This window comes from Paraburkholderia sp. Cpub6, from assembly GCF_014201065.1.
In the GTDB taxonomy this organism is placed as follows: domain Bacteria; phylum Pseudomonadota; class Gammaproteobacteria; order Burkholderiales; family Burkholderiaceae; genus Paraburkholderia; species Paraburkholderia tuberum.
On the sequence record NZ_JACHDM010000025.1, the window covers coordinates 12,613 to 27,054 of the forward strand.

A 14,442-nucleotide genomic window follows, 5' to 3' on the forward strand; every position below is an offset into this window, starting at 1 on the left:
TACGCAGCGCAGCGCCGCCCGCGTCGCCTTTGCGAATCAAACTGAGCTCGACGCCCGCCCGAGCGCGCCGCCGCGATCGTTGCTTGATCCAACTCAATCGGACCACCCGAGCCTCGCGTATGTTGGAACAAACGCTCGCTCTGCGCGGCAGCGCGGTCCGGCTGCAGTTCGATCGCAGCGAACCTCGAAAGGGAAAACAACGTGCAAAATTCTGATCCGATTCACGCACATGCGCCGCGCGCCGACGTCGACCGTGACGGCCATGCCGCGGAGAACGGCAAGTTCTATCTTGTCGGCGGCGGCATCGCTTCGCTGGCGGCCGCTGCCTTCCTGATCCGCGACGGCCACCTGCGCGGCTGCGACATCACCATTTTCGAAGCGCTCGACAAGCTGGGCGGCAGCCTGGATGGTGCGGGCAATCCCGAAAGCGGCTATGTCGCGCGCGGCGGGCGCATGCTCGAAAGCAAGTATCTGTGCACATATGACCTCTTCTCGTCGATCCCCACGCTGGACGGCACTAAAAGCGTGACGCAGGAAATCTTCGACTGGAACGAAACCATGCGAACCTCGTCGCGAGCGCGGCTCGTGCGCGCGGGCAAACGCGAAGACGCGCCGGCCTACGGGCTCGATGAAAAGCACTTGGTGACGCTCGGCCGCCTGTCGATCGAACCGGAAGTGATGCTCGGCGCTAGCCGGATTGCCGATCACTTCGACACGTCCTTCTTCGAAACCAATTTCTGGCTGATGTGGTGCACGACGTTCGCATTCCAGCCGTGGCATAGCGCGGTCGAATTCCGCCGCTATCTGCTGCGTTTCGCGCATATGTCCACCGGTTTCAACCAGTTGCACGGCATCATGCGCACGGTCTATAACCAGTACGATTCGATGATCCGGCCGCTGCGCCGCTGGCTCGACGACCACGGCGTGGCATTCCGGCAGGACACCCGGGTCACCGATCTTCGCTTCGACGAAACGGGCCCACTGAACCGCGTCAGCGCAATAGCGGGCGAAACGGCGCACGGGCGCTTCGATCTGCCGGTCGATCCCGCCGACAAGGTGATCGTCACGCTCGGCTCGATGACGGCCGCCTCCAGCCTGGGCGGCATGGACCGTCCCGCGCCGCTGGATACGGTCGACGCAACGGGGGCCTGGAGCCTGTGGAAAAACATCGCCGCGGGCCGGCCGGAATTCGGTCATCCGTCCATCTTCGCCGATCATGTCGACGCGTCGAAGTGGCTCTCCTTCACGGTGACGCTGCGTGACCCGACGCTGTTCCGGCTGATCCGCGATCTGACCGGCAATGTGCCGGGTGAAGGCGGCCTGATTACTTTTCCGGAGTCGAACTGGCTCGTGTCGATCGTGCTGCCGCATCAGCCGCATTTCATCGGTCAGCCGGCGGACGTGCAGGTGTTCTGGGGGTATGGCTTGCGTGTCGACCAGCCCGGCGATTTCGTCGACAAGCCGATGCAGGCCTGCACCGGCCGCGAAATCCTGACGGAGATCGTGGGTCATCTGAAGGTGCAGTCGGAGTCGGCCCGAATCCTCGAGCACGCGGTTTGCATTCCCTGCATGATGCCGTTCATCACGAGCCAGTTCCTGCCGCGCCGTCGCGGCGACCGGCCTGCCGTGGTGCCCGACGGCTGGCGCAATCTCGCCTTCACCGGGCAGTTCTGCGAGTTGCCCGACGACGTCGTGTTCACCGTCGAATACTCGGTGCGCTCGGCGCAGAACGCGGTGTATGCACTGCTCGGGCTCGATCGGGCCGCACCGGCTGTCTACAAGGGGCAGCATGACCCGCGGATCGTCTACAAGGCATTAGCGACGCTGCGGGACCATTAGCGAGGTGATCGGGTGGAAGTCGACAGTTTGCGGCATACCAAAAGCCTGCGGACGCTGCTCGCGCGTCTGAAGGAGCATCCGCTGGCCCATGTCGGTCCGGGCCTCATCACGGGCGTCGCCGATGACGATCCGAGCGGCATCGCCACCTATTCGCAGGCTGGCGCGCAGTTCGGCCTGAACATGCTGTGGACGATGCCGCTCGCCTTTCCGTTGATGGCCGCGGTCCAGTCAATGTGCGCGAACCTCGGCCGCGTGACCGGCAAAGGGCTCGCCGCCAACATCAAGAGCGCGTTCCCACCTGTCGTGCTGATGGGCGTCGTGTCGTTGCTGCTGGTCGCGAACGTGCTGAACATCGCCGCCGATGTCGCCGCGATGGGCGAAGTGGCGGAACTGGTGAGCGGCGTCGACCGGCACCTGATGACGGCCTGCTTCGTGTTCGGCACGCTGCTGCTGCAGGTTTTCGTTCCGTACCATCGGTACGTGTTCTTTCTGAAGTGGCTGACGGTCTCGCTGCTCGCCTATGCCGTCGTGCTGTTGACCGTTCAGGTGCCCTGGCGCGAAGTGGCCTGGCGCATGCTGTGGCCGCATCTGACGCTGAACGGCAACCCGGCGGCGATGGTCGTCGGCGTGTTCGGCACCACCATCAGCCCCTACCTCTTTTTCTGGCAGGCATCCGAAGAAGTGGAAGACATGCACGCTCATCGCGGCGGTGTCGCGCTCATCCTGGATGCCGGCGCGGCGCCCCGGGAGCTTGAGCGGATCCGCTGGGACACATGGTCCGGCATGTTCTACTCCGACCTCACCGCCTTTTTCATCATGCTGGCGACTGCCGTCACGCTGCACGCGGCCGGCGTGACCGATATCACCACAGCCGCGCAGGCGGCGAGCGCGTTACGCCCGCTCGCCGGCGACTTCGCTTACATCCTGTTCGCGGCGGGCATTCTCGGCGTCGGCCTGATCGGCGTGCCGGTGCTGGCGGGTTCAGGCGCGTATGCACTATCCGAAGCGATGGGCTGGCATGAGGGGCTCGAGCGCAAGGTGCGCGACGCGCGCGGCTTCTACGCGATCATCGGCGTCAGCGTGCTGGCGGCGCTCGCGATCCAGTATTCGCCGATCAGTCCGATGAAGGCGCTGTTCTGGAGCGCGGTCATCAACGGCGTGGTGGCGGTGCCGTTACTGGTGGTCGTCATGATCCTCGTGTCGAGGAAATCGGTGATGGGCGCGTTCACGGCCAGCAAACCGCTGATCGTGCTCGGCTCGATCGCCACCTTGGTGATGGGCGTGGCCGCGCTGCTGATGTTTGTTCCCGGGTAAGAGAAAAGCAGGAAAAAGCACACCGCGACACGGTCACAGTGAAAGTGCGATCAGCTGAATTACGACGCGGCGCCGAGGTACGCGCGAAAATCGGTTTCGACCGCGCGAATCTGCCGGGCGCAGCTCGTGTACAGCCAACCGGGGTTACCGTCGGCGCGATACATGCCACGGCACATGCCTTTGAGCCTGATGGTCGAGGCGCCCGTGTCGTCGGTGGTCCTGGTTGCCCAGACATAGAGCGGCTCGGCGGTTTCGATCGCGGTGTCGTCGGCGCGGCGAATCGGCGTCACCGAACGCTGCGCGACGTATTTTTTCGTCAATGTCCAAAGGCGATCGCAGTCGGCGCCAGCGGAGCAGTTCACCCACGCCTGTGTGCGGGCCTGCTGCAGCCGAATCGCACTGTCGCGCAATGCGGCAATGCGTGCCTCGGAGCTGCACGCCGCAAGTCCCGTGACGGCGAGTATCGGAAAGAGCCGCCAGTTCATGTTCGCCCGCTCCCCATGCGACTCAACACATCCATTCGAATTCGCCGGCCCGCGCCAGGTGCCCTTTGAGCCCACCGACGAACGCAGCCAGCGCGGCCTGCGCGCCCTGGTGCGCCGCGGTCGCGGTGACCTTGCATTCGGCAACGGCCGGCTTCCCGGCCAGTTCGCCCATCTCGCGAAGCGCCGCGTCGGCACCGTGTCCGCCGAAGCTGCAGAAGAATGCAACCTGAGGCAGTCGCGCCCGGTTCTCGATGAGATACGAACGCACCGGGGCCGACACGGAACCGGCCCATACCGGCGAACCAATCACGACGAGGTCATAGGCCGACACGCTCAAGCCGGGCGGAACGATTTCCGTGGGCCGCTTGCGGATCGCATCGATCAGCGAGCGCAGATAGCCGCCCGGCCCTGCGCGATCGCTGTAGTCACAGATCTCTTCGAGATCGGCGGCCAGCATTCCGGCAATCGCCGACGCGAGTAGACGCGTGGTCCCGGTGCGTGAGAAATAGACGACAAGGACTTTCGCTTCGGACATTTCAGCCTCCATATCACTCGCGGTTGTGCATCCACATGCTGGATTCGCAACACATGCCACGAGCATAGGCGCGGTTGAGCGAATTCTCATGATCCATATCAAGCGACGAACCTGGCCGTCATGACGGCGGATCGTTGCGTAGGAAAAACCTGACAAGCATGCAGAACGTCCTACCTGAAGCTCGGTGCCACCTGATTTGCACCGGCAGGGTGCCGACCCATACTGGATTCGTGACAGCCCGAATCGATTGCCCTCGCGATGCGCCCGGTGCGCGTGCCGAGGTAGACCCGTAAGGAGACCGGCCATGTCGAACACAGCCTTTTTCGCCCGCGCCGCGACATCGGCGGAACCATCACAGGACGCGCGCAACGCGATCCCTGAATTCGATGCCATCCTCGCGCTCGCGCGCGAGTCGGGGCTGCTGATTACGCTCGACGGACAGATCGGCCGCGAAAAATACCAGAGCATCGCGGGCTCGCTGCATGCGTTCAAACGCTTCGCCGAAGCGCTGTGCGACACCGTCGGTCAGCGTGCGCCGGTCTGACGGAATGCAGGGCGCCAGCAGCCGCGTCCCCGAAACAGATGATGCAGATCAACTCACCGGAGCGTCGGCATGACTTAATCGACGTACCTGAAACTCACACGGCATCGTGTCGTGTCGGAGCCATCGTGAACGACAACCTGTTGCGCAACCGCACTTTCGACGAAATCGAAATCGGCGAGTCGGCGTCGCTCGTACGCGTGGCCCTGCAGAACGATATCGATCTGTTTGCGGCCGTATCGGGCGATCTCGATCCCGCGCACGAAGATGCGGCGATCGCCGCGGGCGCGCTGTCCGGCCATGGAGTCGTACACGGCATGTGGACCGCCGCGCTGATTTCCGTGCTGCTCGGCAAGCGGCTGCCTGGCCCCGGCACGATCTGCCTCGGCCAGACCCTGCAGTTCCGTCATCCTGTCTCAGCGGGGGACACCATCACCGCGATGGTCAAGGTGAAGGAAAAGCGCAGTGACGGACGCATCGTCCTGCTCGACATCTGCTGCACGAACCAGAGAGGCGACAGCGTGCTGCTCGGCACGGCAACGGTCGTTGCACCGTCGATGCCGGTACTGTGGCCGTGCACGGTGAATGCCGAGGTCGCCTTGCGACGTCACGACCGCTACGACGCGTTTATGCGGCAGGCGCGCGTGCGTCCCGCATTGCGCACGGCGATCGTTCATCCCTGCTCGGAAGAAGCCATCCTGGCAGCGATCGAAGCGCGCGACGAAGGCCTGATCGAACCGGTGCTGATCGGCCCCGAAGCCAAAATCCGCGCTGCTGCCGAGGCCGCCAATCTCAGCCTCGCGGGTGTGCCGATCGAAGCGGTCGAGCACAGTCATGCGGCGGCTGCGCGTGCCGTGGAAATGGGCGCGGCCGGTCGGGTCGCCGCGTTGATGAAAGGCAGTCTGCACACGGACGAACTGCTCGGCGTGGTCGTCGCGCGGACATCCGGCTTACGCACTTCGCGGCGCATCAGCCATGTCTATGCGATGGACGTGCCGGCCTATTCGAAGCCGCTGGTGGTCACCGACGCCGTGGTCAATATCACGCCATCGCTCGACCATAAGCGCGATATCTGCCAGAACGCCATCGACCTGTTGCACGTGCTGGGCGTCGAACTCCCGCGGGTCGCGGTCCTCGGCGCGATCGAAACGGTCAACTCGCGCATGCCGACTACGCTCGACGCTGCCGCGCTGACCGTCATGGCCGCGCGCGGTCAGATCACGGGCGCGCTGGTGGACGGCCCGCTCGCCTTCGACAATGCAATCAGCCTGGCGGCCGCAAAAATCAAGCAGATCGATTCGCCCGTGGCCGGTCAGGCGGACATCCTGCTGGCGCCAGATCTGGAAGCCGGCAATCTGCTCGCCAAACAGCTCATGTACTTCGCCGGCGCCGACGCGGCTGGTCTCGTGCTCGGCGCGCGGCTGCCGATCATCCTCACGAGCCGTGCCGACAGCGTGCGCGTAAGGCTCGCATCCGCCGCACTCGCCAAGCTGACGGCGGAACGTGCGCTGACAGGCTCGGGGCGCCCGTGAACGGGGCGTTTGCGGACCGGCGCGCCCCGTCGTTTTCAGGTTCCACTGTCCCCGCCCCACCAGTCGCACGGTTGATCTGAATCAACGCCGCAGCGCCATCGGCTCATAGACTCAGTTCACATGGTCAAGCGCCGCCCATTCACTTTCCGGGAGTTTTGCAATGAGCTACAAAACCATCGTCGTTCATCTGGATACGAGCCGGCGCGCGCATCCGCGGCTCGAAATCGCGCTGCGCCTCGCGAAGCACTTCGGTGCCCATCTGACCGGCGTATTCGCCCTGTTCAGTCCCGATCCGCGCTCGCTGTACGTAATGGCCGGCACCGCCAGCTACTACGCGACGCATGAGCAGTTGCGCGCCGAGCGGCGCGGCGCGCTCGAACGCCTCTTCCATGCGGAGCTGAGCCGGGCCGGGGTGGCGGGCGAGTGGGTCGCCGTCGATCAGTCAGCCAGTCTCGCGGTGCCGCACCGGGGACGCTGCGCGGATCTGATCATCGCCGGCCAGGACGATCCGGATGATCCGGAGTCGTACGTCGGCAACTATTTCCCCGAAAACCTGGTCATGTCCGCGGGCCGGCCAGTGCTGCTGGTGCCGAACGCCAGCAGCGTCACTTCCCCCGGCGGCCATGTGATGGTCGGCTGGGACGGCAGCCGCGAAGCCACCCGTGCCGTGCATGACGCACTGCCGTTCATGCGCACAGCGCGGCTCACCACGATCGTCGCGGTCAACGGCGCTCACGGGGAAACGGGCCCCCGTATTCCAGGCGCCGACATCGCAGCGGTGATCGCGCGGCACGGCATCGAGGTCGAAGTCAAGGACGTCGAAGCCGGTCCGGCCGCGTCGGTTGGCGACACGCTGCTATCGGAAGCCGCCGATCTCGGCGCGGACCTCCTCGTGATGGGTGCCTACGGCCATGCCCGCTGGCAGGAACTGGTGATGGGCGGCGCAACCCGCACAGTGCTCCAGTCGATGACCGTGCCGGTGCTGATGTCGCACTGACAATCGCAGGCGCTTTGCAGGCGTGGCCCTAAGCCGCCTCCTTAAGGAGAGTTCGCCATGTACCAGCAGATTCTGGTTGCGGTCGACGGCAGTGAAACGTCGAGTCATGCGCTCGACGCCGCCTTGCAGCTTGCACACGAAGCCGGCGCGCAATTGCAGCCGTTGTATGTCGTGAACGTCCCGCTCATGACGTATGACGTGCCCTCCTCTTACGATCCCTCTTATGTCCGCGACGCGCTTCTCGAAGAAGGCGCGCATGTGACCGACGACGCCGCCGCGCGCATGCGCCGCGCCGGCGTGGCGGGCTCACCGCGCATCGTCGAGGCGGATCCGGTCGCCGACGACGTCGCGCAATGCATCCAGCGCGCCGCTGCCGAGTTCAAGGCCGACGTGGTGGTGATAGGCACCCATGGGCGCCGAGGTTTCCGGCGGATGGTGCTCGGCAGCGTCGCCGAACCCTTTCTGCGCATCGCGCAGTGCCCGGTGCTGCTGATCTCCGCGCACTGCGTGACCCCGGCTACAGGCGATCAATCGCCAACGGCCGAAGCCGCCAAGGAGCTGTCATGAACTGCAAAACCCTGCTCGTGCATCTGGACGACAGTCCGTATAGCGCCGCGCGCACCGAATTCGCGCTCGACCTGGCCCGCCGGTACGAAGCGCATCTGATCGGCTTGTACGTGGTGTGCCAGGAACTCGCGCGACCGCTTTTTCTGGATGGAGAAGGCGCCTGGGTGGCTGCGCAGGAAGCGCAACGCGACGCCAATCTGAAGGACGCCCAGGCACGCTTCCTGGCAGCCGGCGAGCGCGCCGGCCTGAGCGTTGAATGGCGCGCGCCAGCGGGTGATGCGGTCGAAACAGCGGCTTTGCACGCTCGCCACGCGGACCTTCTGATTCTCGGTCAGTCCGATCCGAAGGAGTCTTCGTCGTATATCGCGCGCCATTTTGTGGAGGACGTGGTCATGAGTGCGGGCCGCCCGGCCATCGTACTGCCTTACGCCGGAGCCGTCCGGTCGTTTGGGCAAAGCGTGTTGATTGCGTGGGACGGCAGCCGCGAAAGCGCGCGATCCGTGGCCGATGCACTGCCGGTGCTAAAGAAAGCGAAATTCGTCACCGTGATGACGGTGCGGCGCCATTCGCAGAGCGGTGAACCGGCCGGCATCGACGTCGCCGCCTGGCTCGCGCGGCACGGCATCGAGGCGGGATTCGCCGGGACGCCCGGAGTGGACGGTGTATCGACCGGCGCGCTGCTGTTGAACATGCTTGCCGACCGCCATATCGATCTACTGGTGATGGGCGCGTACGGGCATGCGCGCGTTCAGGAAAGGTTGCTCGGCGGCGTCACGCGAACCATGCTCCAGTCGATGACCGTGCCGGTGCTGATGTCGCACTGATTCGAAACGGATTCGCGATGTACGGGTTTTTAGGCATTACGCGGCGATAGCCCCTCACGAAACTTTCAAGGCGCCCGCTTGTCAGGGCGCCTCTTTTGTCCGCGATCCATAGGCCGAGGTTGTACTTCAAGCCGTCACAGGCCCGCGGGTATCTCGTCCAGATCCCGTTCGCGCCGGACCAGCAGGACCGGCACCTCGGTGCGCCGCAAGACGGCTTCAGCCACACTGCCCATCAGCAAGCGTCCTATCCCGTGCCGTCCATGCGTGCCCATCACGACGAGATCGGCTTCGTATTCGCCGGCGATACGGCAGAGCACACCCGCGATGTCCTCGCCGTACGCGTCGACCACTCGCGTCAAGCCACGCACCCCACGCTGCTCGAATAGCGCGCGAGCATCTTCCAGCGTCGCCATCGCGGCCTCGGCCGACACCGTCGAGCGGCTCTGCTGATCGATCAGGCCCATGCCGACGTCGACCATTTGCGCGAGCATGTTCGGCGACGAATACCGCTGTCACGGTCGACTGTGCCGCCTCCGCGATGGTCAGCGCTTCCTGAAGCGCGAGTTGGGCGGCTTGACTGCCGTCGATTGCTACGAGAATCCGCTTGTACATGACATGCTCCTGAACTTTGACGCATCCCCAACGAATGCGTCATCATCCGCGGCTACTGGCATGATCCGTGCGAATCGCGCAAAATAAACAGCGCAGCATGGTCTGTCGCCCATCGCAAAGGCTGAAACGCCACGAGTTGAAAAATATCGTGGCATTCGTGATCCAACGGGCGCCGGCCGTCGGCCGGCGTCGTGAGTTATCCGTTATCCATCGAGGCGCGCATGCCCCTTCGCGATAAAACGCCCTTCGCGCCCGGGCCGTCCTCGCGGTCGCGAGTCGCGACCTATGTACGACACCCTGTGTTCGTCGGCGCGCTGGCCTTCGTCGTCGGGCTCACACTGGCGCTCGGCATCTGGCGCTGGCTGGCGGAACGGTCGCTGCGCGAAGCCCCGCTCCGGGAAAACAGCTTGCTGACGGCATGCATCGCCGCTGCCTGTCTGTTCGCCGCCGTGGCCTTTCTGCTTGCCCGCGCACGCGGCGTCTCGACCTTGACTAGCGAGGCGCGAAGCCAGTCGAGCGTCAACGAGGCACGCATGATGGCGATCATCCGCTCGTCGATGGAAGCCATCATCACCGTCGATGAACGACAGAAGATTGTCATCTTCAACCCGATGGCCGAACAGGTATTCGGCTGCAGCGCGCCGGACGCGCTCGGCGCTTCGCTGTCGCGCTTCATTCCGGAACGTTTTCGCGCGGCGCACGAGCGGCATGTCGACCAGTTCGGCGTCACGGGCGTGTCCGACCGCCAGATGGGCAAACAGCAGCGCGTGCTATTCGGGCTGCGCAGCAACGGCGAAGAATTTCCGATCGAAGCGTCGATTTCCCAGGTGGCCGACGGTGACAGCAAGCTGTACACAGTCATGCTGCGCGACATCACGGAACGGGTCAAAGCGGAGAACGCGCAGCGCAAATCGCGCGAGGAATTGCGCGAACTGTCGGCCAATCTGCAGATGGTTCGCGAGGACGAAAAAACCCGTATTGCCCGCGAATTGCACGACGACCTCGGCCAGCAGTTGACCGCACTGAAAATGGACCTTTCATCGGTCGAACAGGCGCTCGAAGCCACCGCCGAGTCCGGGATTCTGCGGCAACTCAACGACATGCGACGGCTGATCGACGCGACGGTCGCGTCGGTGCGCCGGATCGCGGCCGACCTGCGCCCGGTCATGCTCGACGATCTCGGCCTGATCCCGGCCATCGAATGGCTCGCCAACGACTTTACGAACCGCTACGGCATCGAGGTGAAACGTGACATCGAAGTCGGCGACACACCCTTTACGCCGGCAGGCGCAACCACACTATTCCGCATCGTGCAGGAGGCGCTCACCAACGTCGCCCGCCACGCGGAAGCCACGGTCGTCACGCTGACGGTGCGCCGCGAAGAGGACGCCTGCATTGTGCGAGTGGCGGACAACGGTCATGGCGCTGGCCGTTCGGACGCGCGCGCCGAAAAATCGTTCGGGCTGCTCGGGATCCGCGAACGTGCGCATATGCTAGGCGGCACCGTCGAAATACATACGTCCAGCGGCAAGGGCTTTTCACTGACCGTCACGTTCCCGGCCGCGGCCGTGCAACAGCAGGAGACGCTAACATGATTCGCGTGCTGATAGCCGACGATCATGCGCTCGTGCGCGATGGCCTGCGACATATTTTGCAAAACACAAACGGCTTCGAAGTGGTCGGAGAAGCCAGCGACAGCGTCAGTACGATTGCTCTGGTTCGCTCGCACCCGGCCGATGTGCTGGTGCTGGATCTGTCGATGCCGGGGCGCAACGGCGTCGAGTTGATCAAACAGATCAAGGACGAGATGCCGGCGCTGCGCATCCTCGTACTCACCATGCATGCGGAGCAACAGTACGCCGCGCGTGCTTTCAAAGCCGGTGCATCGGGCTATCTCACCAAGGAGAGCGCGAGCGCGGAACTGGTCTCGGCGGTGAGCAAGGTCGCCTCGGGTGGCGTCTATGTCAGTCTCGCGATGGCCGAACGCTTCGCGCAAAGCCTGAACGAGCCCGCCGACACACTGCCCCATCAGCGCCTGTCGGATCGCGAATTCGACGTTTTCCGGCGCATCGCCGCAGGACAAACCCTCACGGAAATTGCCACCGAATTATGTGTCAGCAGCAAGACGGTAAGCACCTATAAAACCCGCATCCTCGAGAAAATGCAGATGCCGCACGAAGCCGCGCTGGTGCGCTACGCGCTGCGCCACAAGCTGCTCGGGGAAGACGACGAAATCTAGCGCCGTCACGGCGCCGCTGTCACTGGGTCCGCTCGTCGTTACCCCCGTCACATCCGTGGCTCCTCGCGCGGCTGCTTTGCCGTCACAGAGTGTATGTAGGAAATTCCCTACAACACTTCCCGCTCGCCTACCCGAAGCTCGTTCCTTGCTTATTTTATTTTGAGATGACGCGGCCGATACTTCGAGCCATGAACTCAAGCCCGTCACACCGAGCCGTACGCGTGTTCCTCGTGGACGACGCGATTTCGATCAGGAAACGGATCGCCGCGCGTTTCGGTGCGATCGAAGGCGTCGAGATCGTCGGTGAAGCGGAGGAACCCGGTGCGGCACAGGACGGCATCGGCGCGACGGCAGCCGACGTCGTGGTGATGGATTTACATCTGAGCTGCGGCAGCGGCATCGACCTGCTGCGCAACCTCGCGCAGAGCATGTCCACCGTGATCACGATCGTGCTTACGAATCATTCGGGCACGTGGTTCAGGCAGGCGTGCGTCGCCAACGGCGCGCAGTACTTCTTCGACAAGACCAGCGAATTCGATCTTGCATGCAACACCATCGAGCGAATTGCCCACGAGCATTGCGCGCGTGGTCTCTACCATCTCGGAGCCCATCATGTCTGACGTTGCCGAATATTCCCAGACCCGGACCATCGCGCAGATGCCGCTGCACGCGCTGAAAGATCCCGGATTTGCACCGGCCCGGCCGAAGCACGGCGGCGCCAACTGCCCGAGTTGCGCGATGCGTGCTTCATGCTTGCCGGAAGGTCTGACGGCGACAGAGACCGAACAGGTCGACGCGCTGATCTGCCCTTCGCGCACGATCAAAAATGGCGAATCCCTGTTTCGCGCAGGCGATTCGTTCCAGAGCATCTACGCAGTTCGCGCGGGCTCGTTCAAGACTGTCGTGATGCATCGCGACGGCCGTGAACAGGTCACCGGGTTTCATCTAGCGGGCGATGTGCTGGGTCTCGACGGCATCGGTTCAGGCAAGCATAGCTGCGATGGGCTCGCCATCGAGGACAGCAAGGTCTGCATCATCCCGTTCCATTTGCTCGAAGCCATGTGCCGCGACGTCAAGGCATTGCAGCAGCATGTGCACAGGCTGATGGGCGGCGAGATCGTGCGCGAGGCCACGCTGATGATGCTGCTCGGCACGATGTCCGCGGACCAGCGGGTCGCGACGTTCCTGCTGAATCTGTCGGGCAAGCTCAAGTCGCGCGGTTATTCGCAGGCGGAATTTCATCTGCGCATGACGCGGGAAGAGATCGGCAGCTACCTCGGGATGAAACTCGAAACCGTCAGCCGCATGCTATCGAAGTTTCAGAAGGACGGCCTGCTCGACACCCACGGCAAGCAGATCAGGATTCTCGACAGGGAAGGTCTCGCCCGCGTCTAGCCGCGTGCGCTCGCCGCCGTTGAATCAAGCCGGCATTGCGCCGCCGTTTGATCGGAGTCAAGCCGGCCGCAGGACTGTCTGACACGATGGTCTGACGCAACATAGCCGACACGGCGTCAGGAGACCCCGAATGAGCACCCTTCCCCAGACGACGGCATGGTCCGTCGATGAACGGCAACTCGACCCGCATGCCGGCATCGACGAAAAACTGCGCTTCGCGCTGCGCTATGCGGTACTCGCACCGTCGAACCACAACACCCAGCCGTGGCATTTCATCGTCGATGGCGACTGCATGACGCTGTGCGCGGACCGCATGCGCGCGCTGCCGGTGGTCGATCCGCACGACCGCGAGTTGATTATCAGTTGCGGCGCGGCACTGTTCAATCTGCGCGTGGCGCTGAGCCGCTTTGGGCTGGCCTACGCGATCACGCCGTTTCCCTCGAACGCCGACCCCGACGTCCTTGCGCATCTGCGGGTGATACCCGGCGGCCGCTGCGATAAGGGCCTCGCCGCGCTGTTCGATGCGATTGCGCTGCGCGTGACGACGCGTGAGATTTTCGCCGGCGAACCCACGCCACCCGAATTTCAGCGGCGCCTCGTGGACGCGGGGACGGCGGAAGGCTGCGATACGGTCTGCATTGAAAGCACGGCGAGTCGGGAACAGCTCGCCGAGCTGATCGGCGAAGCCGACCAGACGCAATTCAAGGACCCCCGCTTTCGCCGCGAACTTGCCAGCTGGATTCATCCGCGGCGCCTTCAGGACGGCATGCCCGCATTGTCGACCGGCGCGCGCGGGCTGCTCGACTTCGCGGTGCCGTTGGTGAGTTCGATCGTTCGCACCTTCGACCTGGGCGGCGGTCTGGCCGCAGCGCATCAGACACTCGTCGCCGGCTCGCCATTGCTGCTGTGCATCGGCACCGGCACGGACGACGCGGCCGCATGGCTCGCGGCCGGGCAGGCGCTCGAACGGGTGCTGCTCACCGCCGCCTCCGAAGGCATGACGGCTTCCTACCTGAATCAACCGATCGAAGTGGCTTCGCTGCGCGAGCGCCTGCGCGCCGCGCTCAATCTGGACGCCGTTCCGCAACTGCTGATCCGGGTTGGCCGTGGCAGCGCCGTGCCGCATTCGCCGCGGCGCCCACTTGCCGAAGTGGTGTCGTAGCGCGGTGCAGTCAAAGGGCCGATCAGCGGCCCGGCCGCGCGGCTTCAATCGCGGAAGCGGAAGTAGCCGCTGTGCATCATGACCGGCTTCGCGCCCACTTCTTTCAGCAAATTTCGCGCGGCGGCCTCGATGGGCAGCCGGTGTGTATCGAACGCTTCGATCAGATCGTCCTCACGCAACGACGGCGCGCCAAAGTGGTCTTCCAGCGCCTCCGCGGTAATGGCGCACTGCACGCGCTCACCGTCGACCTCCGCTGGAAAGGCGACGACGAGATCGCGCGCGCAGTACTCGGGACGTTCCTGCGGGAAATGGATATGCATGGCCGGTGCCTGTGAGAGTGAAAGGACGTGGCTTGAATAAAGCCGACGGAAGCGGCGCGGGTAACCAGAGTGCGGCCACG

General features: G+C 64.2%; 15 protein-coding genes and 1 pseudogene. 12 read left to right on the top strand and 4 right to left on the bottom strand.

What is annotated here, in order from left to right; genetic code table 11:
• The first annotated feature begins 201 nt into the window (after positions 1-201).
• Complete coding sequence (locus tag HDG33_RS29465; RefSeq protein WP_409259091.1) at positions 202-1,839, top strand: oleate hydratase; 1,638 nt, start codon at positions 202-204, stop codon at positions 1,837-1,839.
• A gap of 12 nt (positions 1,840-1,851) precedes the next feature.
• Positions 1,852-3,153: an NRAMP family divalent metal transporter gene (locus HDG33_RS29470; protein ID WP_184037606.1), complete on the top strand. Its 1,302-nt coding sequence runs from the start codon at positions 1,852-1,854 to the stop codon at positions 3,151-3,153.
• A 59-nt stretch (positions 3,154-3,212) separates the two neighbouring features.
• Here the strand turns inward: HDG33_RS29470 and HDG33_RS29475 are convergent, their stop codons facing one another.
• Together HDG33_RS29475 and HDG33_RS29480 are read right to left on the bottom strand one after the other, a co-directional pair.
• Positions 3,213-3,638: a hypothetical protein gene (locus tag HDG33_RS29475; RefSeq protein ID WP_184037608.1), complete on the bottom strand. Its 426-nt coding sequence runs from the start codon at positions 3,636-3,638 to the stop codon at positions 3,213-3,215.
• Positions 3,639-3,660: 22 nt separating this feature from the next.
• Positions 3,661-4,173, bottom strand: coding sequence for a flavodoxin (locus HDG33_RS29480; RefSeq protein ID WP_184037612.1), 513 nt, complete (start codon positions 4,171-4,173; stop codon positions 3,661-3,663).
• Positions 4,174-4,477: 304 nt separating this feature from the next.
• Between HDG33_RS29480 and HDG33_RS29485 the strand changes: the two genes are divergently transcribed.
• From HDG33_RS29485 to HDG33_RS29505, 5 genes are all read left to right on the top strand, one after another.
• On the top strand, positions 4,478-4,717 hold the full coding sequence (locus HDG33_RS29485) for a hypothetical protein (RefSeq protein ID WP_184037616.1): 240 nt from the start codon (positions 4,478-4,480) through the stop codon (positions 4,715-4,717).
• A 125-nt stretch (positions 4,718-4,842) separates the two neighbouring features.
• Positions 4,843-6,246 carry a bifunctional enoyl-CoA hydratase/phosphate acetyltransferase gene (locus tag HDG33_RS29490; protein ID WP_184037619.1) on the top strand — a complete coding sequence of 468 codons (1,404 nt, stop codon included), beginning with the start codon at positions 4,843-4,845 and terminating at the stop codon, positions 6,244-6,246.
• 160 nt (positions 6,247-6,406) lie between these two features.
• On the top strand, positions 6,407-7,243 hold the full coding sequence (locus HDG33_RS29495; protein WP_184037622.1) for a universal stress protein: 837 nt from the start codon (positions 6,407-6,409) through the stop codon (positions 7,241-7,243).
• 57 nt (positions 7,244-7,300) lie between these two features.
• Positions 7,301-7,810 (top strand): universal stress protein, encoded by a 510-nt coding sequence (locus HDG33_RS29500; RefSeq protein WP_184037625.1) that lies wholly within the window; start codon positions 7,301-7,303, stop codon positions 7,808-7,810.
• On the top strand, positions 7,807-8,634 hold the full coding sequence (locus HDG33_RS29505; protein WP_184037628.1) for a universal stress protein: 828 nt from the start codon (positions 7,807-7,809) through the stop codon (positions 8,632-8,634). The genes HDG33_RS29500 and HDG33_RS29505 overlap by 4 nt, the downstream gene beginning before the upstream one ends.
• 134 nt (positions 8,635-8,768) lie before the next feature.
• Here HDG33_RS29505 and HDG33_RS29510 read toward each other — a convergent pair.
• Positions 8,769-9,246: pseudogene (locus HDG33_RS29510) on the bottom strand (universal stress protein).
• 221 nt (positions 9,247-9,467) lie between these two features.
• Between HDG33_RS29510 and HDG33_RS29515 the strand changes: the two are divergent.
• From HDG33_RS29515 to HDG33_RS29535, 5 genes are all read left to right on the top strand, one after another.
• Positions 9,468-10,841: a PAS domain-containing sensor histidine kinase gene (locus tag HDG33_RS29515; protein WP_184037631.1), complete on the top strand. Its 1,374-nt coding sequence runs from the start codon at positions 9,468-9,470 to the stop codon at positions 10,839-10,841.
• On the top strand, positions 10,838-11,485 hold the full coding sequence (locus tag HDG33_RS29520; RefSeq protein WP_184037634.1) for a response regulator transcription factor: 648 nt from the start codon (positions 10,838-10,840) through the stop codon (positions 11,483-11,485). The genes HDG33_RS29515 and HDG33_RS29520 overlap by 4 nt, the downstream gene beginning before the upstream one ends.
• Positions 11,486-11,673: 188 nt before the next feature.
• Entirely contained in the window at positions 11,674-12,105 is a 432-nt protein-coding gene (locus tag HDG33_RS29525) for a response regulator (protein WP_184037637.1), read from the top strand.
• Positions 12,098-12,880 carry a fumarate/nitrate reduction transcriptional regulator Fnr gene (gene fnr / locus HDG33_RS29530; RefSeq protein WP_184037641.1) on the top strand — a complete coding sequence of 261 codons (783 nt, stop codon included), beginning with the start codon at positions 12,098-12,100 and terminating at the stop codon, positions 12,878-12,880. The genes HDG33_RS29525 and fnr overlap by 8 nt, the downstream gene beginning before the upstream one ends.
• Before the next feature lie 130 nt (positions 12,881-13,010).
• Positions 13,011-14,042 carry an Acg family FMN-binding oxidoreductase gene (locus tag HDG33_RS29535; RefSeq protein WP_184037643.1) on the top strand — a complete coding sequence of 344 codons (1,032 nt, stop codon included), beginning with the start codon at positions 13,011-13,013 and terminating at the stop codon, positions 14,040-14,042.
• 44 nt (positions 14,043-14,086) lie between these two features.
• Here the strand turns inward: HDG33_RS29535 and HDG33_RS29540 are convergent, their stop codons facing one another.
• Complete coding sequence (locus HDG33_RS29540) at positions 14,087-14,362, bottom strand: DUF1488 domain-containing protein (protein WP_090804945.1); 276 nt, start codon at positions 14,360-14,362, stop codon at positions 14,087-14,089.
• Positions 14,363-14,442 lie beyond the last annotated feature (80 nt).